The 23,273-nt window shown below is 39.6% G+C and carries 18 protein-coding genes and 1 pseudogene; 17 read left to right on the top strand and 2 right to left on the bottom strand.

The genetic code is table 11. The features are described from left to right. Window positions 1-33 precede the first annotated feature (33 nt). The 7 genes from SMIDD28_RS08945 to recG all read left to right on the top strand — a co-directional run bounded on the left by SMIDD28_RS08945 (window position 34) and on the right by recG (window position 8,660). Window positions 34-321: a hypothetical protein gene (locus tag SMIDD28_RS08945; protein ID WP_061425663.1), complete on the top strand. Its 288-nt coding sequence runs from the start codon at window positions 34-36 to the stop codon at window positions 319-321. Window positions 322-466: 145 nt separating this feature from the next. After that, on the top strand, window positions 467-2,980 hold the full coding sequence (secA, locus tag SMIDD28_RS08940; protein WP_061425662.1) for a preprotein translocase subunit SecA: 2,514 nt from the start codon (window positions 467-469) through the stop codon (window positions 2,978-2,980). 80 nt (window positions 2,981-3,060) lie between these two features. Next, the gene (locus tag SMIDD28_RS08935; RefSeq protein WP_049500894.1) at window positions 3,061-4,092 is read left to right on the top strand and encodes a 3-deoxy-7-phosphoheptulonate synthase; all 1,032 of its coding nucleotides are present in this window, start codon (window positions 3,061-3,063) and stop codon (window positions 4,090-4,092) included. A gap of 1 nt (window position 4,093) precedes the next feature. Then, window positions 4,094-5,125, top strand: a complete 1,032-nt coding sequence (locus SMIDD28_RS08930; protein ID WP_061425661.1) for a 3-deoxy-7-phosphoheptulonate synthase — start codon at window positions 4,094-4,096, stop codon at window positions 5,123-5,125. A gap of 45 nt (window positions 5,126-5,170) precedes the next feature. Next, window positions 5,171-5,533, top strand: a complete 363-nt coding sequence (acpS, locus tag SMIDD28_RS08925) for a holo-ACP synthase (protein WP_033681488.1) — start codon at window positions 5,171-5,173, stop codon at window positions 5,531-5,533. Continuing rightward, window positions 5,523-6,626 (top strand): alanine racemase, encoded by a 1,104-nt coding sequence (gene alr / locus SMIDD28_RS08920; protein ID WP_061425660.1) that lies wholly within the window; start codon window positions 5,523-5,525, stop codon window positions 6,624-6,626. Before acpS ends, alr begins: the two co-directional genes overlap by 11 nt. 18 nt (window positions 6,627-6,644) lie before the next feature. Beyond that, on the top strand, window positions 6,645-8,660 hold the full coding sequence (gene recG / locus SMIDD28_RS08915; protein WP_061425659.1) for an ATP-dependent DNA helicase RecG: 2,016 nt from the start codon (window positions 6,645-6,647) through the stop codon (window positions 8,658-8,660). Window positions 8,661-9,374: 714 nt separating this feature from the next. Here the strand turns inward: recG and SMIDD28_RS08910 are convergent. Continuing rightward, complete coding sequence (locus SMIDD28_RS08910) at window positions 9,375-10,310, bottom strand: Rpn family recombination-promoting nuclease/putative transposase (RefSeq protein WP_061425658.1); 936 nt, start codon at window positions 10,308-10,310, stop codon at window positions 9,375-9,377. 141 nt (window positions 10,311-10,451) lie between these two features. Continuing rightward, window positions 10,452-11,004: pseudogene (locus tag SMIDD28_RS08905) on the bottom strand (GNAT family N-acetyltransferase). 281 nt (window positions 11,005-11,285) lie between these two features. Between SMIDD28_RS08905 and SMIDD28_RS08900 the strand changes: the two are divergent. The 10 genes from SMIDD28_RS08900 (at window position 11,286) to SMIDD28_RS08855 (ending at window position 23,263) form a co-directional block, all read left to right on the top strand. Then, window positions 11,286-12,266, top strand: a complete 981-nt coding sequence (locus tag SMIDD28_RS08900) for an acetylxylan esterase (protein ID WP_061425657.1) — start codon at window positions 11,286-11,288, stop codon at window positions 12,264-12,266. Between the two features lie 773 nt (window positions 12,267-13,039). Next, window positions 13,040-13,492, top strand: a complete 453-nt coding sequence (locus tag SMIDD28_RS08895) for a YhcH/YjgK/YiaL family protein (RefSeq protein ID WP_061425656.1) — start codon at window positions 13,040-13,042, stop codon at window positions 13,490-13,492. A gap of 18 nt (window positions 13,493-13,510) precedes the next feature. After that, window positions 13,511-14,848: an ABC transporter substrate-binding protein gene (locus SMIDD28_RS08890; protein ID WP_061425655.1), complete on the top strand. Its 1,338-nt coding sequence runs from the start codon at window positions 13,511-13,513 to the stop codon at window positions 14,846-14,848. Between the two features lie 70 nt (window positions 14,849-14,918). After that, on the top strand, window positions 14,919-15,803 hold the full coding sequence (locus SMIDD28_RS08885; protein WP_023946138.1) for a carbohydrate ABC transporter permease: 885 nt from the start codon (window positions 14,919-14,921) through the stop codon (window positions 15,801-15,803). Further along, window positions 15,803-16,636: a carbohydrate ABC transporter permease gene (locus tag SMIDD28_RS08880; RefSeq protein ID WP_050197667.1), complete on the top strand. Its 834-nt coding sequence runs from the start codon at window positions 15,803-15,805 to the stop codon at window positions 16,634-16,636. Before SMIDD28_RS08885 ends, SMIDD28_RS08880 begins: the two co-directional genes overlap by 1 nt. A gap of 16 nt (window positions 16,637-16,652) precedes the next feature. After that, complete coding sequence (nanB, locus tag SMIDD28_RS08875; RefSeq protein ID WP_061425654.1) at window positions 16,653-18,746, top strand: neuraminidase NanB; 2,094 nt, start codon at window positions 16,653-16,655, stop codon at window positions 18,744-18,746. A gap of 12 nt (window positions 18,747-18,758) precedes the next feature. Then, window positions 18,759-19,862: a Gfo/Idh/MocA family protein gene (locus SMIDD28_RS08870; RefSeq protein ID WP_000241736.1), complete on the top strand. Its 1,104-nt coding sequence runs from the start codon at window positions 18,759-18,761 to the stop codon at window positions 19,860-19,862. A gap of 172 nt (window positions 19,863-20,034) precedes the next feature. Beyond that, window positions 20,035-20,733 (top strand): N-acetylmannosamine-6-phosphate 2-epimerase, encoded by a 699-nt coding sequence (locus SMIDD28_RS08865; RefSeq protein WP_001135682.1) that lies wholly within the window; start codon window positions 20,035-20,037, stop codon window positions 20,731-20,733. A gap of 113 nt (window positions 20,734-20,846) precedes the next feature. Beyond that, window positions 20,847-22,175 carry an ABC transporter substrate-binding protein gene (locus SMIDD28_RS08860; RefSeq protein ID WP_061425653.1) on the top strand — a complete coding sequence of 443 codons (1,329 nt, stop codon included), beginning with the start codon at window positions 20,847-20,849 and terminating at the stop codon, window positions 22,173-22,175. Window positions 22,176-22,396: 221 nt separating this feature from the next. After that, a complete protein-coding gene (locus tag SMIDD28_RS08855; protein WP_171804884.1) occupies window positions 22,397-23,263 on the top strand; it encodes a carbohydrate ABC transporter permease in 867 nt (288 codons plus the stop codon). Window positions 23,264-23,273 lie beyond the last annotated feature (10 nt).

Below are 23,273 nucleotides of genomic sequence, written 5' to 3'. Positions count from 1 at the left end.
TTTATATTGGTTTTTATTTTTAGGAGGTGGCTTATGGAACATCTAAAATCATTTATTACACGCTATTCCAAGGTTTATATTGGTTTAGTTCTGCTGATCTGGCTGGCTTTCTTCTTTGTTCCTTGGGATAAACCAGTTCTGGGAATATCTATCAATCTCTTAATCATGCAGAAAGTTTTACTAGTTTTTGGAATTCTGTCGATTTTGATGGCCTTGCTGTCCAAGAAAGTCAGTCTCTTTGTTTTTGGACTTATCTGTTGTCTTTCTTTTTGGATAAATCTATTTATCCTATTTGCTATTTTGCCGATTTTTGGCAATTAAAGTATCATAAAAATCAGAGAGGTTAGCTTGGAAACTAGCCTCTTTTTCCTTTTCAAAATGGGGATTCTTCCTTGAAAATAATCAGTAATTGTGCTAAAATTAAAAGAACATTCTAAAATATTCGGAATTTAAAGTAAGGAAAAACATGGCTAATATTTTAAAAACAATTATCGAAAATGATAAAGGAGAAATCCGTCGTCTGGAAAAGATGGCTGACAAGGTTTTCAAATACGAAGACCAAATGGCTGCTTTGACTGACGACCAACTAAAAGCAAAAACAGTTGAATTTAAAGAACGTTATCAAAATGGAGAATCACTGGATTCATTGCTTTATGAAGCATTTGCGGTTGTCCGTGAAGGTGCTAAACGTGTCCTAGGTCTCTTCCCATATAAGGTTCAGGTCATGGGGGGAATCGTTCTTCACCATGGTGACGTGCCAGAGATGCGTACAGGGGAAGGGAAAACCTTGACTGCGACTATGCCGGTATACCTCAATGCCCTTTCAGGTAAAGGGGTTCACGTAGTTACGGTCAATGAATACCTGTCAGAACGTGATGCGACTGAGATGGGTGAATTGTACTCATGGCTTGGTTTGTCAGTAGGGATTAACTTGGCTGCCAAATCTCCAATGGAGAAAAAAGAAGCCTATGAGTGTGATATTACTTATTCAACCAACTCAGAAATCGGATTTGACTACCTTCGTGACAACATGGTCGTTCGTGCTGAAAACATGGTACAACGCCCGCTTAACTATGCCTTGGTCGATGAGGTTGACTCAATCTTGATTGACGAGGCCCGTACACCTTTGATCGTATCAGGTGCTAACGCAGTTGAAACCAGTCAGCTCTACCACATGGCAGACCACTATGTAAAATCTTTGGACAAAGACGACTACATCATCGATGTGCAGTCTAAGACTATTGGTTTGTCTGATTCGGGGATTGACAAGGCTGAAAGCTACTTCAAACTTGAAAACCTCTATGACATCGAAAACGTAGCTCTGACTCACTTTATCGATAACGCCCTTCGTGCTAACTACATCATGCTTCTCGATATTGACTATGTGGTGAGCGAAGAGCAAGAAATCTTGATTGTCGACCAATTTACAGGTCGTACCATGGAAGGTCGTCGTTATTCTGATGGATTGCACCAAGCCATTGAAGCCAAAGAAGGTGTGCCAATTCAGGATGAAACCAAGACATCTGCCTCAATCACTTACCAAAACCTCTTCCGTATGTACAAGAAATTGTCTGGTATGACGGGTACAGGTAAGACTGAGGAAGAAGAATTCCGTGAAATTTACAACATTCGTGTGATTCCAATCCCAACAAACCGCCCTGTTCAACGTATTGACCACTCAGACCTTCTTTATGCAAGTATCGAGGCTAAGTTTAAGGCGGTTGTCGAAGATGTTAAGGCTCGTTACCAAAAAGGTCAGCCTGTCTTGGTTGGTACAGTAGCGGTTGAAACTAGTGACTACATTTCTAAGAAATTAGTCGCAGCTGGCGTTCCTCACGAAGTTTTGAATGCTAAAAACCACTATAAAGAAGCCCAAATCATCATGAATGCTGGTCAACGTGGTGCTGTTACCATTGCGACTAACATGGCCGGTCGTGGTACCGACATCAAGCTTGGTGAAGGGGTTCGCGAATTGGGTGGACTTTGTGTGATTGGTACAGAACGTCATGAAAGCCGTCGTATCGATAACCAGCTTCGTGGACGTTCAGGTCGTCAAGGAGACCCAGGTGAATCACAATTCTACCTATCCCTTGAAGATGATTTGATGAAACGTTTTGGTTCTGAACGCTTGAAGGGAATCTTTGAACGTCTCAACATGTCTGAAGAGGCCATTGAGTCTCGTATGTTGACACGTCAGGTTGAAGCAGCTCAAAAACGTGTCGAAGGTAATAACTACGATACCCGTAAACAAGTCCTTCAATACGATGATGTCATGCGTGAACAACGTGAGATTATCTACGCTCAACGTTACGATGTTATCACTGCAGACCGTGACTTGGCACCTGAAATTCAGGCTATGATCAAACGCACGATTGAACGTGTCGTTGATGGTCATGCGCGTGCAAAACAAGATGAAAAACTTGAAGCGATTTTGAACTTTGCTAAGTACAACCTACTTCCAGAAGATTCTATTACGATTGAAGACTTGTCAGGCTTGTCTGATAAGGCTATCAAGGAAGAGCTTTTCCAACGTGCCTTGCAAGTTTACGATAGTCAGGTTTCAAAACTACGCGATGAAGACGCAGTTAAAGAATTCCAAAAAGTCTTGATTCTACGAGTGGTGGATAACAAGTGGACAGATCATATCGATGCCCTTGATCAATTGCGTAACGCAGTTGGACTTCGTGGCTATGCTCAGAACAACCCTGTTGTTGAGTATCAGGCAGAAGGTTTCCGTATGTTTAATGATATGATTGGTTCGATTGAGTTTGATGTGACACGTTTGATGATGAAAGCACAAATTCATGAACAAGAAAGACCACAGGCGGAACGCCATATCAGTACAACAGCGACTCGCAATATCGCTGCCCACCAAGCAAATATGCCTGAAGATTTGGATTTGAGCCAGATTGGACGGAATGAACTTTGCCCATGTGGTTCTGGTAAGAAGTTTAAAAACTGTCACGGTAAAAGACAATAAAATGAGATAGTTTAGAGGCGGATACCTTGTGAAAAGTAAATTTTTACTTGGTATCCGTTTGCTTTATAAGGAGATGAGTTATGGTATTTACAGCAAAAAGTCCTAAAATTAATATTGAAGAAGTTCGTGCCTTATCAAAATTAGAAGGCCAAGCTTTGGAGAGAAAATCACAGCGCGATCAAGAGCTAGAAGCCATTATACGTGGAGAAGACCAGCGGATTCTCTTGGTAATCGGGCCATGCTCATCTGATAATGAAGAAGCTGTCCTTGAGTACGCTAAACGTTTGGCGGCTCTACAAGAAGAAGTGGCAGACCGTATCTTTATGGTTATGCGTGTTTATACTGCCAAACCCCGTACCAACGGAGATGGCTATAAGGGCTTGATTCACCAGCCTAACGCGACAGAAGCGCCTAGTCTTATCAATGGAATCAAAGCTGTTCGCCATCTTCACTATCGTGTTATCACAGAAACAGGCATGACAACAGCTGATGAAATGCTTTATCCTGAAAATCTTCCGCTTGTAGATGATTTGATTTCTTACATGGCGGTTGGTGCCCGTTCAGTTGAAGACCAGCAACACCGCTTTGTGGCCAGTGGAGCAGATTTTGCGACTGGGTTTAAAAATCCAACATCTGGAAATCTCAATGTTATGTTTAATGGGATTTATGCTGCTCAAAACAAACAAAGTTTCCTTTTCCTAGGAAAAGAAGTGGAAACAACTGGGAACCCGCTTTCGCACGCCATTCTTCGTGGAGCAATCAATGAGTATGGTAAGAATATTCCTAACTACTACTATGATAATTTGATGGATACCATTGCCCAATATGAGAAAATGGGCTTGGAAAATCCCTTTATCATTGTAGATACCAATCATGACAACTCTGGTAAGCAATATATGGACCAGATTCGAATTGTCCGCCAGACCTTGATTAACCGTGATTGGAATGAAAAGATCAAGCAGTACGTTCGTGGCTTTATGATTGAGTCTTATCTAGAAGACGGCCGTCAAAATGAACCAGAAGTATTTGGCAAGTCTATCACAGACCCTTGTCTTGGCTGGGAAAATACGGAAGCCCTTGTCAGAGAAATCTATCAAACGCTAGGAGAATAAGATGGCATTTATTGAAAAAGGTCAAGAAATTGATATTGAAGCAATCAAGGCAGAAACCCAATTGTCTGCGGAAGCCCTGCGACTAAAGGAGCGTCGTGATAGAGAATTGGCAGACATTATTTCAGGAGAAGATGATAGAATTCTTTTGGTGATTGGTCCTTGCTCTTCTGATAATGAAGAGGCTGTCTTGGAATATGCTCACCGTTTATCCGCCTTGCAAAAGAAGGTGGCGGACAAGATTTTCATAGTCATGCGTGTTTATACAGCTAAACCTCGTACCAACGGAGACGGCTATAAAGGCTTGGTTCACCAACCAGATACCTCTAAGGCTCCAAGCCTGATTAATGGTTTGCAGGCTGTTCGTCAGTTGCACTACCGCGTGATTACAGAGACTGGTTTGACAACGGCAGATGAGATGCTTTATCCGTCAAATCTGGTCTTGGTAGATGATTTGGTCAGCTACCATGCTGTTGGGGCTCGTTCTGTGGAAGACCAAGAGCACCGCTTTGTGGCCTCAGGAATTGATGCACCAGTGGGGATGAAAAATCCAACCTCCGGAAATTTGGGTGTTATGTTCAATGGCATCTATGCTGCTCAGAACAAACAGACCTTCCTCTTTCATGGCCAAGAAGTTGAGACTTCAGGAAATCCCTTGGCTCACGTCATCCTTCGTGGCGCAGTTAATGAATATGGGAAAAATGAGCCTAACTTTTACTATGAAACCCTGCTAAATGCCATTGAGCGCTATGAGACAATGGGGCTTGAAAATCCTTTTATCCTCATAGATACCAACCATGATAATTCAGGCAAGCAATATATGGAGCAGATTCGAATTGTTCGCCAGACCTTGCAAAATCGTGATTGGAATGAGAAAATCAAAAAGATAGTTCGAGGCTTTATGATTGAATCTTACCTAGCAGATGGTCGTCAAAATCAACCAGAGGTATTTGGTTGCTCCATTACCGATCCTTGCCTAGGTTGGGAAAATACAGAGGCCTTGGTAGAAGAGATTTATGCTACCTTGACAAAATAAGTGAAAAGGATGGAGTTGGGGGAATCTCAACTCCTTTTGATGAGAATGATAGTTGGACACGGAATTGACATCGAAGAATTAGCTTCGATAGAAAGCGCAGTTACACGACATGAAGGCTTTGCTAAGCGCGTGCTGACCGCTAAGGAAATGGAACGGTTTAACAGTCTTAAAGGGCGCAGGCAAATCGAATATTTGGCAGGTCGCTGGTCGGCTAAGGAGGCCTTTTCCAAGGCCATGGGAACGGGTATTGGCAAGCTCGGTTTTCAGGATTTGGAAGTCTTGAACAATGAACGCGGGGCGCCTTATTTTAGTCAGTCACCATTTTCAGGAAAGATTTGGCTGTCTATCAGCCATACAGATCAGTTTGTGACAGCCAGTGTCATTTTGGAGGAAAATCATGAAAGCTAGTCCGCATAGACCAACCAGGGCTCTGATTCATCTGGGAGCTATTCGACAAAATATTCAGCAAATGGGGGCTCATATCCCTGAAGGAACGCTAAAATGGGCTGTGGTCAAGGCCAATGCTTATGGGCATGGGGCTGTTGCCGTTGCGACGGCTATTCAAGATGATGTTGATGGCTTTTGCGTTTCCAATATTGATGAAGCCATTGAACTCAGACAGGCTGGACTCAGCAAGCCAATCCTCATTTTAGGAGTTTCTGAAATCGAAGCAGTTGCTATTGCTAAAGAATACGACATTACCTTGACTGTGGCTGGGCTGGAGTGGATTCAAGCACTCTTAGTTAAGGAAGCAGACCTAACAGGTTTGACAGTCCATCTCAAGATTGACTCAGGGATGGGACGGATTGGTTTTCGAGAGGCTAGTGAGGTTGAGCAGGCTCAAGACTTGCTCCAACAACATGGTGCTTATGTTGAAGGGATTTTTACCCACTTTGCTACTGCAGACGAGGAATCAGATACCTACTTTAATGCCCAGTTAGAGAGATTTAAAACTATTTTGGAAAGTATGAAAGGTCTTCCAGAACTGGTTCATGCTAGCAATTCTGCAACGACTCTTTGGCATGCAGAGACTATTTTCAATGCGGTTCGTATGGGAGACGCCATGTATGGCCTGAATCCTAGCGGAGAGGTTTTGGATTTGCCTTATGGCCTGACACCAGCCTTGACCTTGGAGTCTGCTTTAGTCCACGTCAAGACAGTTCCAGTTGGAGCTTGCATGGGCTACGGAGCCACCTATCAAGCGGATAGCGAGCAAGTCATCGCGACGGTACCAATCGGCTATGCGGATGGTTGGACACGAGACATGCAGAATTTCTCTGTCTTGGTAGATGGGCAAGCCTGCCCAATCGTTGGGCGGGTTTCGATGGACCAAATCACCATTCGTCTGCCTAAGCTTTATCCGCTGGGAACAAAAGTAACCTTAATTGGTTCTAACGGGGACAAGGAGATAACAGCTACTCAGGTAGCGACCTACCGTGGAACCATTAACTATGAAGTGGTTTGTCTCCTCAGCGACCGCATTCCGAGAGAATATGATTAAAAAAGAAAGGAGTGGAGCATGAATCTACATCAACCCTTGCATGTCTTACCTGGTGTGGGACCAAAGTCAGCAGAAAAATACGCCAAACTAGGAATTGAAAACTTGCAAGATCTCTTGCTCTACTTTCCTTTCCGTTATGAAGACTTCAAAACCAAGCAGGTACTGGAGCTAGAAGACGGTGAAAAGGCGGCTCTGTCTGGTCAAGTCGTGACTCCTGCCAGTGTCCAGTATTATGGTTTCAAGCGCAATCGCCTGCGTTTTAGCCTCAAGCAGGGAGAAGTCGTTTTTGCCGTGAACTTCTTTAACCAACCCTACCTAGCTGATAAGATAGAGTTGGGAGCAATCCTTGCTGTCTTTGGAAAATGGGACCGCGCCAAGGCTAGCCTGGCAGGGATGAAGGTCCTAGCTCAGGTGGAAGATGACCTCCAGCCTGTCTATCGTCTGGCTCAGGGAATCAGTCAGGCCAGTCTGGTCAAAGTTATCAAGACAGCCTTTGATCAGGGACTGGACCTCTTGATTGAGGAAAATCTGCCCCAGTCCTTGCTGGACAAATACAAACTCATGTCCCGTTGTCAGGCAGTCCGAGCTATGCATTTTCCTAAGGATTTGGCAGAATACAAGCAGGCTCTTCGCCGTATCAAGTTTGAGGAACTCTTTTATTTCCAAATGCAATTGCAGACGCTCAAGTCTGAAAATAGAGTTCAGGGAAGTGGTCTGGTTCTGAATTGGTCTCAGGAAAAAGTGACAGCAGTTAAAGCAAGTCTTCCTTTTGCCCTGACCCAAGCTCAGGAAAAGAGTTTGCAGGAAATTTTGACAGACATGAAGTCGGACCACCACATGAATCGTCTCCTGCAAGGGGATGTGGGGAGTGGAAAAACGGTAGTAGCTGGCTTGGCCATGTTTGCGGCAGTGACAGCAGGCTATCAGGCTGCCCTCATGGTACCAACAGAAATCCTTGCAGAGCAACACTTTGAGAGTTTACAGAATCTCTTTCCAGACTTGAAACTGGCCCTCTTGACAGGTTCCTTGAAGGTTGCAGAAAAAAGAGAAGTCTTGGGGAGCATTGCCAAGGGTGAGGCTGATTTGATTATCGGAACCCACGCTCTGATTCAGGATGGGGTAGATTATGCTCGTCTTGGCTTGATCATTATCGATGAGCAGCACCGTTTTGGTGTGGGGCAAAGGCGTATTCTAAGAGAAAAAGGCGACAATCCTGATGTTCTCATGATGACGGCGACTCCTATTCCACGAACCTTGGCCATCACAGCCTTTGGCGATATGGATGTTTCCATTATTGACCAGATGCCAGCAGGGCGGAAGCCTATTGTGACGCGCTGGATCAAGCATGAGCAACTACCTCAGGTCTTGATTTGGTTAGAGGGGGAAATCCAAAAAGGTTCTCAAGCTTATGTCATCTCTCCCTTGATTGAAGAATCAGAAGCTCTGGATTTGAAAAATGCCATTGCCTTATCTGAGGAGTTGACGACTCATTTTGCTGGCAAGGCAGAGGTGGCTCTTCTACATGGTAAGATGAAGAGTGACGAAAAAGACCAGATTATGCAGGAGTTCAAAGAGAGAAAAACAGATATTCTGGTTTCGACGACGGTTATCGAGGTTGGGGTCAATGTTCCTAATGCCACGGTCATGATTATCATGGATGCGGATCGCTTCGGGCTTAGCCAGCTTCACCAGCTTAGAGGTCGTGTCGGTCGGGGGGACAAGCAGTCCTATGCTGTTCTCGTTGCCAATCCCAAGACGGATTCTGGGAAAGACCGCATGCGCATCATGACAGAAACGACCAATGGATTTGTCCTGGCCGAAGAAGATTTGAAAATGCGTGGTTCTGGTGAGATTTTTGGAACCAGACAGTCAGGACTTCCAGAGTTCCAAGTGGCTGATATTATCGAGGATTTTCCGATTTTAGAAGAAGCCAGAAAAGTTGCTAGCTACATTAGTTCGATAGAAGCTTGGCAAGAAAATCCAGAGTGGCGGATGATTGCCCTTCATCTGGAAAAGAAAGAACATTTAGATTAAGCTTTCTCTAAGGAAATCTTATACTCAATGAAAATCAAAGAGCAAACTAGGAAGCTAGCCGCAAGCTGTACTTGAGTACGGTAAGGCGACGCTGACGTGGTTTGAATTTGATTTTCGAAGAGTATTAAGCTAGCTTTCAGGTTTGCCCCTTATACTAGAGTCATCAAAAAGAAACGAGGACTCTCAGATGACAGTAACGATTAAAGTAAATTACCCAACGACTTTCCAAAAGAAGGAAGCAACAAAATAATATAAATATAAGAAAGGGCGGAAATGCTCTTTTTTTGTTTCTAAAAGCATAATTTATTGAATCTAAAATAGCACACTGCGGATTCTAAAAAATTTCTAGAAATTATAGCAGATTGAATCTGGAATAGTCCACCGAGTTTTCTAAAATATTGTTAGAAATTAGTTTGAATTCCGCAATCAATTTGTTCAGTTTTTATTTCATTTAACTATAATTTGACTTTCCTAATTTCTTTGTTCATATCTTATTTCAATACACTATATCTTACGATTTCAGAGCCCACATCTAGCATAACTAAAAAAACAGATTCTTCCATCTATTACGGAAAAATCTGTCATTGATTTAATGATTTACAAAAACTCCAACCACGGTTTGCGAACCTCGTCTTTGATGGTTTCTCTATATTTTTTTAATTACAAAAATGCCATCTTGACTAAATGATTTCTTGACCGTTATTGGTTATGGTCTTACAAGAGTGCTTCAAACTCAGCTACTGACATACCCAATTGTTCACTCGCAAATTCAGAAGTTAAAACATGTTGGCGTACTAAATCTAGAAAGGTGAAGATTTTCCCACTCTCCAGTCCCTGTTCAATGCCCTCTGCACGGCCACGTTCAAGACCACGCTCTAAACCTTGTTCAATACCCTCTGCTCTAGCAGTTTCTAAAGCATAGTCTTGTGCTAACAAGGCTTGTTCTTCACGCATACGTAGTTGACTAAACATTTTCCTGTCCTCCTCGGACCAGCTTTTATAGTCCAGCAGTTGGTCTGCCTGGCTGATGGCTCGCTCGGGTTCCTGGGTAAAGGGTTTGTTCCCAAAAAACTCCAACCACGGCTTGCGAACCTCGTCTTTGCTGGTTTCTCTGTATTTTTTTAATTCCAAGAACGCCATCTTAACCAAATGGTTTTCTTGTCCATTATTGGTTATGGTTAAAACCTCACCTGTCGTATCCTCTCGCATACTAAAACTGTGAAAGGCTAAATCATCTTGAAAATAATTGCTGTCCACAATTGCAATAGCGTAAACTGGTGCGATGTGTTTATAGCTCTGATGAGTATCACCTTCTCGTTGGCGAATTTTTTCTAGGTTTTGATTGACCTGACTACACAGATAAGCCCACAGGCGATTGATGAAAAAATTCTGATGATGTACCTGAATCTCAATGATTACTTGAGTGCCATTGTCCAACTCTGCCAAGACGTCTATACTAGTATAGAAATCCTGCGCTGAGTACGGCAGGGAAGGCAAGACGTGAATGTTACTTCCTTCCAAAATAGTCACATTTTTTGCTGGTAAATCCAGCATATCGCGGATAAATTGACAAGTGATTTCTGGATTGCTAAAGATTTTCTTAGCAACCAAATCATTGGTTGGGCTGATACCCGGATGTCTTAGAATCATCCTTTTCCTCCTTCTATTATACCATATTTTAAAATCTAATTTTGCTAGATTCTATGGTTCTATCTATTTATTCGGAAAAAAGAGGACAAATGAAATAGTAAATAAAAAATAAGAACAGCGGATGAGCAATAAATTTTAAGATTATCTGTCTTCTCCGCTTATCTGATAATAAATAAGGTTCGCAATATAGCCTTTTCTCTCTACCCCATTTGCAACAGTCTTTAGATAGGACATTCCAGTCTTATCCATAACATGACCTGAAGCTGGGTTGAGACTGGTATATCGTGCTTTGACTTTTTGAAAACCTGTTTGAGTAAAACAGAAGTCTAAGATAGCTTTTAAGGCCTCTGTCATAAGGCCACGACTCCAATAGTTTTTTCCTAAAACATAGCCAATTTCACAACTGGAATTATCCTCATTCATCTCAACGATGCTGATATCTCCTATCACTTGCTCTGGGTTTTCTTTGAGGTAAATGGCCCATTTGTAATAGTTGGGATTGGCATAGGGAAGCAACCCAATTACGAATCGAGTTTCGAGTGACCTCAACATCAGGATGGGGATTCCAAGTAACATAGGTCAGATTCTCAGCAGACGAAGCCCAATTTTGAAACATGGCTTCCGTATCACTCTCCACAAATCTTCTCAAGATTAAACGGTTTGTCTGTAATATTTGAGTACCTATTGCTTTCATGATGTTACCTCGCTTTCTGGTGTGTGATTCTCTATTCAATCTCCATTGAAATTATAGTATATCGAGATAAACTGTAGACAAATCAACTGGGACATTCACATTAATTTCTAAAAATACTTTAGAAGTTAATTGGTACTATTCTAGATTCAATTTATTAGACTTTCAGTCAGTAGGTTTGAAGAAAAAATCTAAATTCACTTTCTATTTACCCTTCTTTCTTGCATTGCTTCCCTAGATATGCTACAGTTGTGATAGCGATTACAAAATAAAAGGAGTATATTATGAAAAATCCAGCTTTGTTAGAAGAAATGAAGACTTATCTAGGAAGGGATGAGGTTCCAGAGGACTTTGATGCTTTCTGGGATGAGGAAGTGAAAAAAGTTTCCACGCTTCCAGCCTACCAGTTGGAGGAAAGAGATTTTCACATTCCTCAAGTCAAGTGCTATGAATTAACCTTTAAAGGAACCAATGAGGGTAAGAACTATGCACGCGTCGTTCTTCCAAAGAGTGAGGAGAAGGTTCCTATAATCTTCCATTTCCATGGTTATATGGGACGTGGCTGGGACTGGGCTGACATGCTGGCCTATACTGTGGCTGGTTATGGTGTTGTTTCCATGGATGTGCGGGGCCAGTCAGGTTACTCGCAAGACGGTTTGCGTTCTCCTCTAGGAAATACAGTTAAGGGGCATATCATCCGTGGTGCTGTGGAAGGTCGGGAGCACCTCTTTTATAAGGATGTTTATCTGGACATTTACCAGTTGGTTGAAATTATTGCTAGTCTGCCTCAGGTGGATGAGAAGCGACTTTCCAGCTATGGTGCCTCGCAAGGAGGGGCCTTAGCTCTGGTTGCGGCAGCCCTCAATCCACGGATTCAGAAAACTGTTGCCATCTATCCTTTCTTGTCAGACTTCCGACGAGTGCTTGAGATTGGTAATACTAGCGAGGCTTACGACGAACTCTTCCGTTATTTCAAGTTTCACGACCCTTTTCATGAAACAGAGGAGGAAATCATGGCGACCCTGGCCTATATCGATGTGAAAAATCTTGCCCATCGTATCCAAGGTGAGGTTAAGATGATTACGGGCTTAGACGACGATGTTTGCTATCCTATAACTCAGTTTGCGATTTACAACCGTCTGACCTGCGATAAGGCTTATCGTATCATGCCTGAGTATGCTCATGAAGCCATGAATGTCTTTGTTAATGACCAAGTCTACAACTGGCTCTGCGGCAGTGAGATTCCTTTTAAATATGTGAAGTGATGAATGAGAGAGCCTAGTAGCTCTCTTTTTGTATAGAGTCTAGTCAGCAAATATTCTAGTTCATATATACTTTGAAATTCATACTCTTCGAAAATCTCTTCAAACTACGTCAGCTTCGCCTTGCCGCACTCAAGTACAGTATGCGGCTAGCTTCCTAGTTTGCTCTTTGATTTTCATTGAGTATGAAATTGAGTTTTTGTTCAATCTCTTTTTACATTACTAATGTGATTAGAAAATGCCATATATGTTCTGAATGAACTATAACAAAGAGGGATATATCTGGATTTTAAATAAACCAGTCTAGAGCCTAAGAAGATAGTGAGGGTTCTAGATTGGTTTTTAATAATTGATAAAATTAGATTTATATTTAAAGTGGTTTTAGACAATAAAAAATTTTAAGCCATTTTATAATGGTTGTTTTATGATTATATCATCTAAATATAAAAAAGTATTAATATATTTTGAATAGAAAGTAGTTTCTTAATAATGTGTTATATAAAATATTTATAAAAGTATATTCTATCGCACAACAAATATTGAAAGCGCTTTAAAAAAGGTATATAATGGGTTCATAAAACAAGGGAAATGAGGCATAAGAAAGACACGTTATAAGAGATGTAATAAATAATTTTCTTGTAGTTTATCATAGGTAAGAAACAGAAATAAATTCTTAATAGAATTGAGAACTAACATATCGTAAATTATATATTTTTAAAATAGGGAGTGTGGTGCTGCTATATATAAATAAAAATGTGTAGAAAGGAGGATACGGTATGATTATTACAAAAATTAGTCGTTTAGAAACTTATGTGAAAGTAAATCCACATTTTGCAACATTAATAGATTTTCTAGAAAAAACAGGACTAGAAAATTTGACAGAAGGTCCGATTGCTATCGATGGTGATCGATTGTTTGGGAATTGTTTTACTTATCTAGCAGATGGTCAAGCAGGGGCTTTCTTTGAAACCCACCAAAAATATTTGGATATTCATTTAGTTTTGGAAAACGAAGAAGCCATGGCTGTTACGTCGCCAGAAAATGTAAGCGTTACCCAAAAATATGATGAAGAGAAAGATATTGAATTATACACAGGGGAAGTGGAACAGTTAGTTCATTTGAGAGCTGGCGAATGCCTCATCACTTTTCCAGAAGATTTACATCAACCGAAGGTTCGTATAAATGATGAACCTGTGAAAAAAGTTGTCTTTAAAGTTGCGATTTCTTAATGTAGAAAGGGAAGAACAATGAAAAAAATGAGAAAGTTTTTATGTCTAGCTGGAGTTGCGCTAGCAGCCGTTACCTTGGTAGCTTGTTCAGGAAAAAAAGAAGCTACAACTAGTACTGAACCACCGACTGAATTATCTGGTGAGATTACAATGTGGCACTCCTTTACTCAAGGACCACGTTTAGAAAGTATTCAAAAATCAGCAGATGCTTTCATGCAAAAGCATCCAAAAACGAAAATCAAGATTGAAACATTTTCTTGGAATGACTTCTATACTAAATGGACTACAGGTTTAGCAAATGGAAATGTGCCAGATATCAGTACAGCTCTCCCTAACCAAGTAATGGAAATGGTAAACTCAGATGCTTTGGTTCCGCTAAACGATTCTATCAAGCGTATTGGACAGGATAAATTTAACGAAACTGCCTTAAACGAGGCAAAAATCGGAGATAATTACTATTCTGTTCCTCTTTATTCACATGCACAAGTCATGTGGGTTAGAACAGATTTGTTAAAAGAACATAATATTGAGGTTCCTAAAACTTGGGATCAACTCTATGAAGCTTCTAAAAAATTGAAAGAAGCTGGAGTTTATGGCTTGTCTGTTCCATTTGGAACAAATGACTTAATGGCAACACGTTTCTTGAACTTCTACGTACGTAGTGGTGGAGGAAGCCTCTTAACAAAAGATCTTAAAGCTGATTTGACAAGTCAACTTGCTCAAGATGGTATTAAATACTGGGTTAAAATGTATAAAGAAATTTCACCTCAAGATTCTTTGAACTTTAATGTCCTTCAACAAGCTACCTTGTTCTATCAAGGAAAAACAGCATTTGACTTTAACTCTGGATTCCATATTGGAGGAATTAATGCCAACAGTCCTCAATTGATTGATTCGATTGATGCTTATCCTATTCCAAAAATCAAAGAGTCTGATAAAGACCAAGGAATTGAAACCTCAAACATTCCAATGGTTGTTTGGAAAAATTCAAAACATCCAGAAGTTGCTAAAGCATTCTTAGAATCACTTTATAATGAAGAAGACTACATTAAATTCCTTGATTCAACTCCAGTAGGTATGTTGCCAACTATTAAGGGGATTAGCGATTCTGCAGCCTATAAAGAAAATGAAACTCGTAAGAAATTTAAACATGCTGAAGAAGTAATTACTGAAGCTGTTAAAAAAGGTACTGCTATTGGTTATGAAAATGGACCAAGTGTACAAGCTGGTATGTTGACTAACCAACACATTATTGAACAAATGTTCCAAGATATCATTTCAAATGGAACAGATCCTATGAAAGCAGCAAAAGAAGCAGAAAAACAATTAAACGATTTATTTGAGGCTGTTCAGTAGATGTGAAAGACTAGAAAATAGGTGGGCTAGCCTAGCCTAGCCCAATCTTGTAAAAGAAGGGAGAAGGAGAATGGTTAAAGAACGTAATTTAACTCGCTGGATATTTGTTTTGCCAGCTATGATTATTGTAGGATTACTATTTGTTTATCCGTTTTTCTCGAGTATTTTTTATAGCTTTACCAATAAGCATTTGATTATGCCCAATTATAAATTTGTTGGTTTAGCTAACTATAAAGCTGTGCTATCAGATCCCAACTTCTTTAATGCGTTCTTTAATTCAATTAAGTGGACCGTGTTCTCATTAGTTGGTCAAGTTTTAGTAGGGTTTGTATTGGCTTTAGCTCTTCACAGAGTACGTCACTTCAAGAAATTATATAGAACCTTATTGATTGTTCCTTGGGCGTTTCCTACAATCGTCATTGCCTTTTCTTGGCAGTGGATTCTAAACGGGGTTTATGGCTACTTACCTAATCTAATCGTAAAATTAGGTTTAATGGATCATACACCTGCATTTTTGACAGATAGTACATGGGCATTCCTATGTTTGGTGTTTATCAACATTTGGTTTGGAGCGCCGATGATTATGGTTAATGTGCTTTCAGCTTTGCAAACAGTACCAGAAGAACAATTTGAAGCTGCTAAGATAGATGGTGCTTCAAGTTGGCAGGTGTTCAAGTTTATCGTCTTTCCACATATTAAAGTGGTTGTAGGTCTTTTAGTTGTTTTGAGAACTGTATGGATCTTTAATAACTTTGATATCATCTACCTAATTACTGGTGGTGGACCAGCCAATGCTACAACGACGCTTCCAATTTTTGCATACAACCTCGGTTGGGGAACTAAATTATTGGGTCGTGCTTCAGCAGTTACAGTATTGCTCTTTATCTTCTTGGTGGCGATTTGCTTTATCTACTTTGCTATCATCAGTAAGTGGGAAAAGGAGGGTAGAAAATAATGAAGAAGAAATCCAGTATTTATTTAGATATTCTCTCACATGTACTTTTAGTTGGTGCGACCATCGTTGCAATTTTCCCATTGGTATGGATTATCATATCTTCTGTCAAGGGGAAAGGGGAATTAACTCAGTATCCAACACGATTTTGGCCTGAACAATTTACATTAGATTATTTCACTCATGTTATTAACGATTTGCACTTTATTGATAACATTCGAAACAGTTTAATCATTGCCTTAGCTACAACCGTTATTGCGATTATTATTTCTGCTATGGCAGCCTATGGTATTGTTCGATTCTTCCCTAAATTGGGAGCAATCATGTCTAGATTACTTGTTATTACCTACATTTTCCCACCAATTTTGTTAGCAATTCCATATTCAATTGCTATTGCTAAAGTTGGATTAACAAATAGTTTATTTGGCTTGATGATGGTTTATCTATCTTTTAGTGTTCCATATGCAGTTTGGCTCTTAGTTGGATTTTTCCAAACAGTTCCAATTGGAATTGAAGAAGCAGCTAGAATTGATGGTGCAAATAAATTTGTTACGTTTTATAAAGTTGTGCTACCGATTGTAGCACCAGGTATTGTAGCAACAGCTATTTATACATTTATCAATGCTTGGAATGAATTCCTGTATGCTTTGATTTTGATTAACAATACAGGAAAGATGACAGTAGCAGTAGCCCTTCGATCACTTAACGGTTCAGAAATTTTAGACTGGGGAGATATGATGGCTGCATCTGTTATTGTAGTTCTTCCATCAATCATTTTCTTCTCAATTATCCAAAATAAGATTGCAAGTGGATTATCAGAAGGATCTGTGAAATAAACGAAAGAAGGAAAAAATGAATAAGAGAGGCCTTTATTCAAAACTAGGAATTTCTGTTATAGGCATTAGTCTTTTAATGGGAGTACCCACTTTGATTCATGCGAATGAATTAAACTATGGTCAACTGTCCTTATCTCCTGTTTTTCAAGGAGGTTCATATCAACTGAACAATAAGAGTATAGATATCAGCCCTTTGTTTTTAGATAAATTATCTGGAGAGAGTCAGACAGTAGTAATGAAATTTAGAGCAGATGAACCAAACTCGCTTCAAGCTTTGTTTGGTCTATCTAATAGTAAAGCAGGCTTTAAAAATAATTACTTTTCAATTTTCATGAGAGATTCTGGTGAGATAGGTGTAGAAATAAGAGACGCTCAAAAGGGAATAAATTATTTATTTTCTAGACCAGCTTCATTATGGGGAAAGCATAAAGGACAGGCAGTTGAAAATACACTAGTATTTGTATCTGATTCTAAAGATAAGACATACACAATGTATGTTAATGGGATAGAAGTGTTCTCTGAAACAGTTGATACATTTTTGCCAATTTCAAATATAAATGGTATAGATAAGGCAACATTAGGATCTGTTAATCGTGAAGGCAAGGATCATTACCTCGCAAAAGGAAGTATTGATGAAATCAGTCTATTTAATAAAGCAATTAGTGATCAGGAAGTTTCAACTATTCCCTTGTCAAATCCATTTCAGTTAATTTTCCAATCAGGAGATTCTACTCAAGCTAACTATTTTAGAATACCGACACTATATACATTAAGTAGTGGAAGAGTTCTATCAAGTATTGATGCACGTTATGGTGGAACTCATGATTCTAAAAGTAAGATTAATATCGCCACTTCTTATAGTGATGATAATGGGAAAACGTGGAGTGAGCCAACTTTTGCTATGAAGTTTAATGACTATGAGGAGCAGTTAGTTTACTGGCCACGAGATAATAAATTAAAGAATAGTCAAATTAGTGGAAGTGCTTCATTTATAGATTCATCCATTGTTGAAGATAAAAAATCTGGGGAAACGATATTATTAGCTGATGTTATGCCTGCTGGTATTGGAAATAATAATGCAAATAAAGCTGATTCAGGTTTTAAAGAAATAAACGGTCATTATTATTTAAAACTAAAGAAGAATGGAGATAATGATTTCCGTTATACAGTCAGAGAAAATGGAGTCGTTTACGATGAAACGACTAATAACCCTACAAATTATACTGTAAATGATAAGTATGAAGTTTTGGAGGGAGGTAAGTCTTTAACAGTCGAACAATATTCGGTGGATTTTGATAGTGGTTCTTTAAGAGAAACGCACAATGGAAAACAGGTTCCTATGAATGTTTTCTACAAAGATTCTTTATTTAAAGTGACTCCTACTAATTATATAGCAATGACAACTAGTCAGAATAGAGGAGAGAGTTGGGAACAATTTAAGTTATTGCCTCCGTTCTTAGGAGAAAAACATAATGGAACTTATTTATGTCCTGGACAAGGCTTAGCATTAAAATCAAGTAACAGATTAATTTTTGCAACATATACTAGTGGAGAACTAACTTATCTCATTTCTGATGATAGTGGTCAAACATGGAAGAAATCCTCAGCTCCAATTCCGTTTAAGAATGCGACAGCAGAAGCGCAAATGGTTGAAATGAGAGATGGTGTGATTAGAACATTCTTTAGAACTACTACAGGTAAGATTGCCTATATGACTAGTAGAGATTCTGGAGAAACATGGTCAGAAGTTTCGTATATCGATGGAATTCAACAAACTTCATATGGTACACAAGTATCTGCAATTAAATACTCTCAATTAATTGATGGAAAAGAAGCAGTCATTTTGAGTACACCAAATTCTAGAAATGGCCGTAAGGGAGGTCAATTAGTTGTCGGTTTAGTCAATGAAGAAGATGATAGTATTGATTGGAAGTACCACTATGACATTGATTTGCCTTCGTATGGTTATGCATATTCTGCGATTACAGAATTGCCAAATCATCACATAGGTGTATTATTTGAAAAATATGATTCATGGTCGAGAAATGAATTGCATTTAAGCAATGTAGTTCAGTATATAGATTTGGAAATTAATGATTTAACAAAATAAAGGAGAAAAAACATGGTTAAATACGGTGTTGTTGGAACAGGATATTTTGGAGCTGAGTTGGCTCGTTATATGCAAAAGAATGATGGAGCAGAAATTACTCTTCTCTATGATCCAGATAATGCAGAGGCAATTGCAGAAGAATTGGGAGCAAAAGTAGCAAGTTCCCTAGATGAGTTGGTTTCTAGCGATGAGGTAGATTGTGTCATCGTCGCAACTCCAAATAATCTTCATAAAGAGCCAGTTATTAAGGCTGCACAACATGGCAAAAATGTTTTCTGCGAAAAACCAATTGCACTTTCTTATCAAGATTGTCGCGAGATGGTTGATGCATGTAAAGAAAACAATGTAACCTTTATGGCAGGACATATTATGAACTTCTTTAATGGTGTCCATCATGCAAAAGAACTCATTAATCAAGGAGTGATTGGAGACGTTCTATATTGTCACACTGCTCGTAATGGTTGGGAAGAGCAACAACCGTCAGTATCATGGAAAAAAATTCGTGAAAAATCAGGTGGTCACTTGTATCACCACATCCATGAATTGGATTGCGTTCAATTCCTTATGGGTGGTATGCCTGAAACTGTAACCATGACAGGTGGAAATGTAGCCCATGAAGGCGAAAATTTCGGTGATGAAGATGATATGATTTTTGTCAATATGGAATTTTCTAATAAGCGTTTTGCTTTGTTAGAATGGGGTTCAGCTTATCGTTGGGGTGAACATTATGTCTTAATCCAAGGAACAAAGGGTGCAATCCGCTTAGACTTATTCAACTGTAAAGGAACTCTTAAGCTAGATGGACAAGAAAGTTATTTCTTGATTCACGAATCTCAAGAAGAAGATGATGATCGTACTCGTATCTATCATAGTACAGAGATGGATGGAGCAATTGCTTATGGTAAACCAGGTAAACGTACTCCATTATGGCTATCATCTGTCATTGATAAAGAAATGCGCTATCTGCATGAGATTATGCAAGGAGCTCCAGTATCAGAAGAATTTGCAAAACTTTTGACAGGTGAAGCTGCCCTAGAAGCAATTGCTACTGCAGATGCTTGTACTCAGTCTATGTTTGAAGATCGCAAAGTAAAATTGTCAGAAATTGTAAAATAAATTTTGGTATTCTCCTATTATAGGTCGACTTGCTCCTCTGAAAGTACTTTTAGAGGAGCTGTTTGACTTGTCTAGTTTTTGAAACTGAAATCTATTCTACTACAAAGTATTGAAAGCGCTTCATAAATGATATATAATAAACTCATAAGAATAAAGAAAAGGAGGAAAAAGGATGCCACAGATCACTAAAGAAGCCTTGATTAATCAAATTAAAGATGGAATCATTGTTTCTTGTCAGGCCCTTCCTCACGAACCGCTTTATACAGAAGCGGGAGGAGTCATCCCCTTGCTGGTCAAAGCGGCTGAGCAAGGTGGAGCAGTCGGTATCCGAGCAAACAGTGTTCGCGATATCAAGGAAATCAAGGAGGTCACAAAACTTCCAATCATTGGGATAATTAAACGAGATTATCCACCGCAAGAACCCTTCATCACGGCTACGATGAAAGAAGTTGATGAATTAGCAGAACTCGACATAGAAGTGATTGCTCTGGATTGTACCAAGCGTGAACGCTACGATGGTTTAGAGATTCAAGAGTTCATTCGTCAGGTCAAGGAAAAATATCCTAACCAGCTCTTGATGGCTGACACAAGTACCTTCGAAGAAGGGCTAGCAGCTGTAGAAGCAGGAATTGACTTTGTCGGAACAACCTTATCAGGCTACACATCTTACAGTCCAAAAGTAGACGGTCCAGATTTTGAACTAATCAAAAAGCTCTGTGATGCGGGTGTAGATGTCATCGCCGAAGGGAAAATTCATACACCAGAACAAGCCAAACAAATTCTAGGATATGGAGTGCGAGGTATTGTTGTTGGTGGTGCTATTACTAGACCAAAAGAGATTACGGAACGCTTCGTTGCGGGTCTTAAATAACACAATCTTAAAACAGAGGAGAGTGGTGGATGCGTAGGATGGAATGAAAACGTATACAAATGCAAAGAACTCACTATCCAATATGGATACGCTTATCAATTAGGAGAATACAAATGAAATTTAGAAAATTAGCTTGTACAGTACTTGCGAGTGCTGCGGTTCTTGGTCTTGCTGCTTGTGGCAATTCTGGCGGAAGTAAAGATGCTGCCAAATCAGGTGGTGACGGTGCCAAAACAGAAATCACTTGGTGGGCATTCCCAGTATTTACCCAAGAAAAAACTGGTGACGGCGTTGGAACTTATGAAAAATCAATCATCGAAGCGTTTGAAAAAGCAAATCCAGATGTAAAAGTGAAATTGGAAACCATCGACTTCAAGTCAGGTCCTGAAAAAATCACAACAGCTATCGAAGCTGGAACAGCTCCAGACGTACTCTTTGATGCACCAGGACGTATCATCCAATACGGTAAAAACGGTAAATTGGCTGAGTTGAACGACCTTTTCACAGATGAATTTGTTAAAGATGTCAACAATGAAAACATCGTACAAGCAAGTAAAGCTGGAGACAAGGCTTATATGTATCCAATTAGTTCTGCCCCATTCTACATGGCAATGAACAAGAAAATGCTAGAAGATGCTGGAGTGGCAAACCTTGTAAAAGAAGGTTGGACAACTGATGATTTTGAAAAAGTATTGAAAGCACTCAAAGACAAGGGTTACACACCAGGTTCATTGTTCAGTTCTGGTCAAGGGGGAGACCAAGGAACACGTGCCTTTATCTCTAACCTTTATAGCGGTTCTGTAACAGATGAAAAAGTTAGCAAATATACAACTGATGATCCTAAATTCGTCAAAGGTCTTGAAAAAGCAACTAGCTGGATTAAAGACAATTTGCTCAATAATGGTTCACAATTTGACGGTGGAGCAGATATCCAAAACTTTGCCAACGGTCAAACATCTTACACAATCCTTTGGGCACCAGCTCAAAATGGTATCCAAGCTAAACTTTTAGAAGCAAGTAAGGTAGAAGTGGTAGAAGTACCATTCCCATCAGACGAAGGTAAACCAGCTCTTGAATACCTTGTAAACGGATTTGCAGTATTCAACAACAAGGACGACAAGAAAGTTGCTGCTTCTAAGAAATTCGTTCAATTTATCGCGGATGACAAAGAGTGGGGTCCAAAAGATGTTGTTCGTACAGGTGCCTTCCCAGTTCGTACATCATTTGGTAAACTCTATGATGACAAACGCATGGAAACAATCAGTGGTTGGACTAAATACTACTCACCATACTACAACACTATTGATGGTTTTGCTGAAATGAGAACTCTATGGTTCCCAATGTTGCAATCTGTATCAAATGGCGATCAAAAACCAGCGGACGCTTTGAAAGCCTTCACTGAAAAAGCTAACGAAACAATTAAAAAAGCTACAAAACAATAAGCACTAAATCAGATTGATCCCTCCCTTTTCCCTGTGCATAGTCTATGTAAGAAAAGGGAGGATTTTGTTTGAAATGTAAGGAACTGTCACGAAATTAAAATGAAGTTCTTACATAAGCGAATCTTAAAAAATTTCATTTTGATTTTAAAACAATTCAAGAAAGTCAAAAAATTATTCTATTTGAAAGAGAGGTGCCGACTGTGAAAGTCAATAAAATTCGTATGCGGGAAACAGTGATTTCCTATGCTTTCCTAGCACCAGTGTTGTTCTTCTTTGTCATCTTTGTATTGGCTCCTATGATTATGGGATTCATTACAAGTTTCTTTAACTACTCAATGACGAAATTTGAGTTTGTGGGCTTGGACAACTACGTTCGTATGTTTAAGGACCCTGTCTTTATGAAGTCTTTGATCAATACGGTTATCCTGGTTATTGGATCTGTACCAGTTGTTGTTCTATTCTCGCTCTTTGTAGCATCACAAACCTATCACCAAAATGCCATCGCCAGATCCTTCTATCGTTTTGTCTTCTTCCTACCTGTTGTAACAGGTAGTGTTGCCGTAACAGTTGTATGGAAATGGATCTATGACCCACTATCAGGGATTCTAAACTTTGTCCTCAAGTCAAGTCATATCATCAGCCAGAACATTTCTTGGTTGGGAGATAAAAACTGGGCATTGATGGCGATTATGATTATTCTCTTGACAACTTCAGTTGGTCAACCAATTATCCTCTACATCGCTGCCATGGGGAATATTGACAATTCACTGGTTGAAGCGGCGCGTGTTGACGGTGCAACTGAGTTTCAAGTCTTCTGGAAGATTAAATGGCCAAGCCTTCTTCCAACAACTCTTTATATTGCAATCATCACAACAATTAACTCATTCCAATGTTTCGCCTTGATTCAGCTTTTGACATCTGGTGGTCCAAACTACTCAACAAGTACCTTGATGTACTACCTATATGAAAAAGCCTTCCAATTGACAGAGTATGGCTATGCCAACACAATTGGTGTCTTCTTGGCAGTCATGATTGCAATCGTAAGCTTTGTTCAATTTAAAGTACTTGGAAACGACGTAGAATACTAAAGAAAGGAGA

The sequence above is a fragment of the Streptococcus mitis genome, from assembly GCF_001579045.1.
In the GTDB taxonomy this organism is placed as follows: domain Bacteria; phylum Bacillota; class Bacilli; order Lactobacillales; family Streptococcaceae; genus Streptococcus; species Streptococcus mitis_D.
The sequence above is the reverse complement of the archived record's forward strand: the minus strand, read 5'-3'. Positions and strand labels throughout refer to the sequence as shown.

Excerpts from the sequence above, each read along its gene's own strand:
- SMIDD28_RS08945 (WP_061425663.1), top strand. The coding sequence starts at position 34 with ATGGAACATCTAAAATCATTTATTACACGCTATTCCAAGGTTTATATT.
- secA (WP_061425662.1), top strand. The coding sequence starts at position 467 with ATGGCTAATATTTTAAAAACAATTATCGAAAATGATAAAGGAGAAATC.
- SMIDD28_RS08935 (WP_049500894.1), top strand. The coding sequence starts at position 3,061 with ATGGTATTTACAGCAAAAAGTCCTAAAATTAATATTGAAGAAGTTCGT.
- SMIDD28_RS08930 (WP_061425661.1), top strand. The coding sequence starts at position 4,094 with ATGGCATTTATTGAAAAAGGTCAAGAAATTGATATTGAAGCAATCAAG.
- acpS (WP_033681488.1), top strand. The coding sequence starts at position 5,171 with ATGATAGTTGGACACGGAATTGACATCGAAGAATTAGCTTCGATAGAA.
- alr (WP_061425660.1), top strand. The coding sequence starts at position 5,523 with ATGAAAGCTAGTCCGCATAGACCAACCAGGGCTCTGATTCATCTGGGA.
- recG (WP_061425659.1), top strand. The coding sequence starts at position 6,645 with ATGAATCTACATCAACCCTTGCATGTCTTACCTGGTGTGGGACCAAAG.
- SMIDD28_RS08910 (WP_061425658.1), bottom strand. The coding sequence starts at position 10,310 with ATGATTCTAAGACATCCGGGTATCAGCCCAACCAATGATTTGGTTGCT.
- SMIDD28_RS08900 (WP_061425657.1), top strand. The coding sequence starts at position 11,286 with ATGAAAAATCCAGCTTTGTTAGAAGAAATGAAGACTTATCTAGGAAGG.
- SMIDD28_RS08895 (WP_061425656.1), top strand. The coding sequence starts at position 13,040 with ATGATTATTACAAAAATTAGTCGTTTAGAAACTTATGTGAAAGTAAAT.
- SMIDD28_RS08890 (WP_061425655.1), top strand. The coding sequence starts at position 13,511 with ATGAAAAAAATGAGAAAGTTTTTATGTCTAGCTGGAGTTGCGCTAGCA.
- SMIDD28_RS08885 (WP_023946138.1), top strand. The coding sequence starts at position 14,919 with ATGGTTAAAGAACGTAATTTAACTCGCTGGATATTTGTTTTGCCAGCT.
- SMIDD28_RS08880 (WP_050197667.1), top strand. The coding sequence starts at position 15,803 with ATGAAGAAGAAATCCAGTATTTATTTAGATATTCTCTCACATGTACTT.
- nanB (WP_061425654.1), top strand. The coding sequence starts at position 16,653 with ATGAATAAGAGAGGCCTTTATTCAAAACTAGGAATTTCTGTTATAGGC.
- SMIDD28_RS08870 (WP_000241736.1), top strand. The coding sequence starts at position 18,759 with ATGGTTAAATACGGTGTTGTTGGAACAGGATATTTTGGAGCTGAGTTG.
- SMIDD28_RS08865 (WP_001135682.1), top strand. The coding sequence starts at position 20,035 with ATGCCACAGATCACTAAAGAAGCCTTGATTAATCAAATTAAAGATGGA.
- SMIDD28_RS08860 (WP_061425653.1), top strand. The coding sequence starts at position 20,847 with ATGAAATTTAGAAAATTAGCTTGTACAGTACTTGCGAGTGCTGCGGTT.
- SMIDD28_RS08855 (WP_171804884.1), top strand. The coding sequence starts at position 22,397 with ATGCGGGAAACAGTGATTTCCTATGCTTTCCTAGCACCAGTGTTGTTC.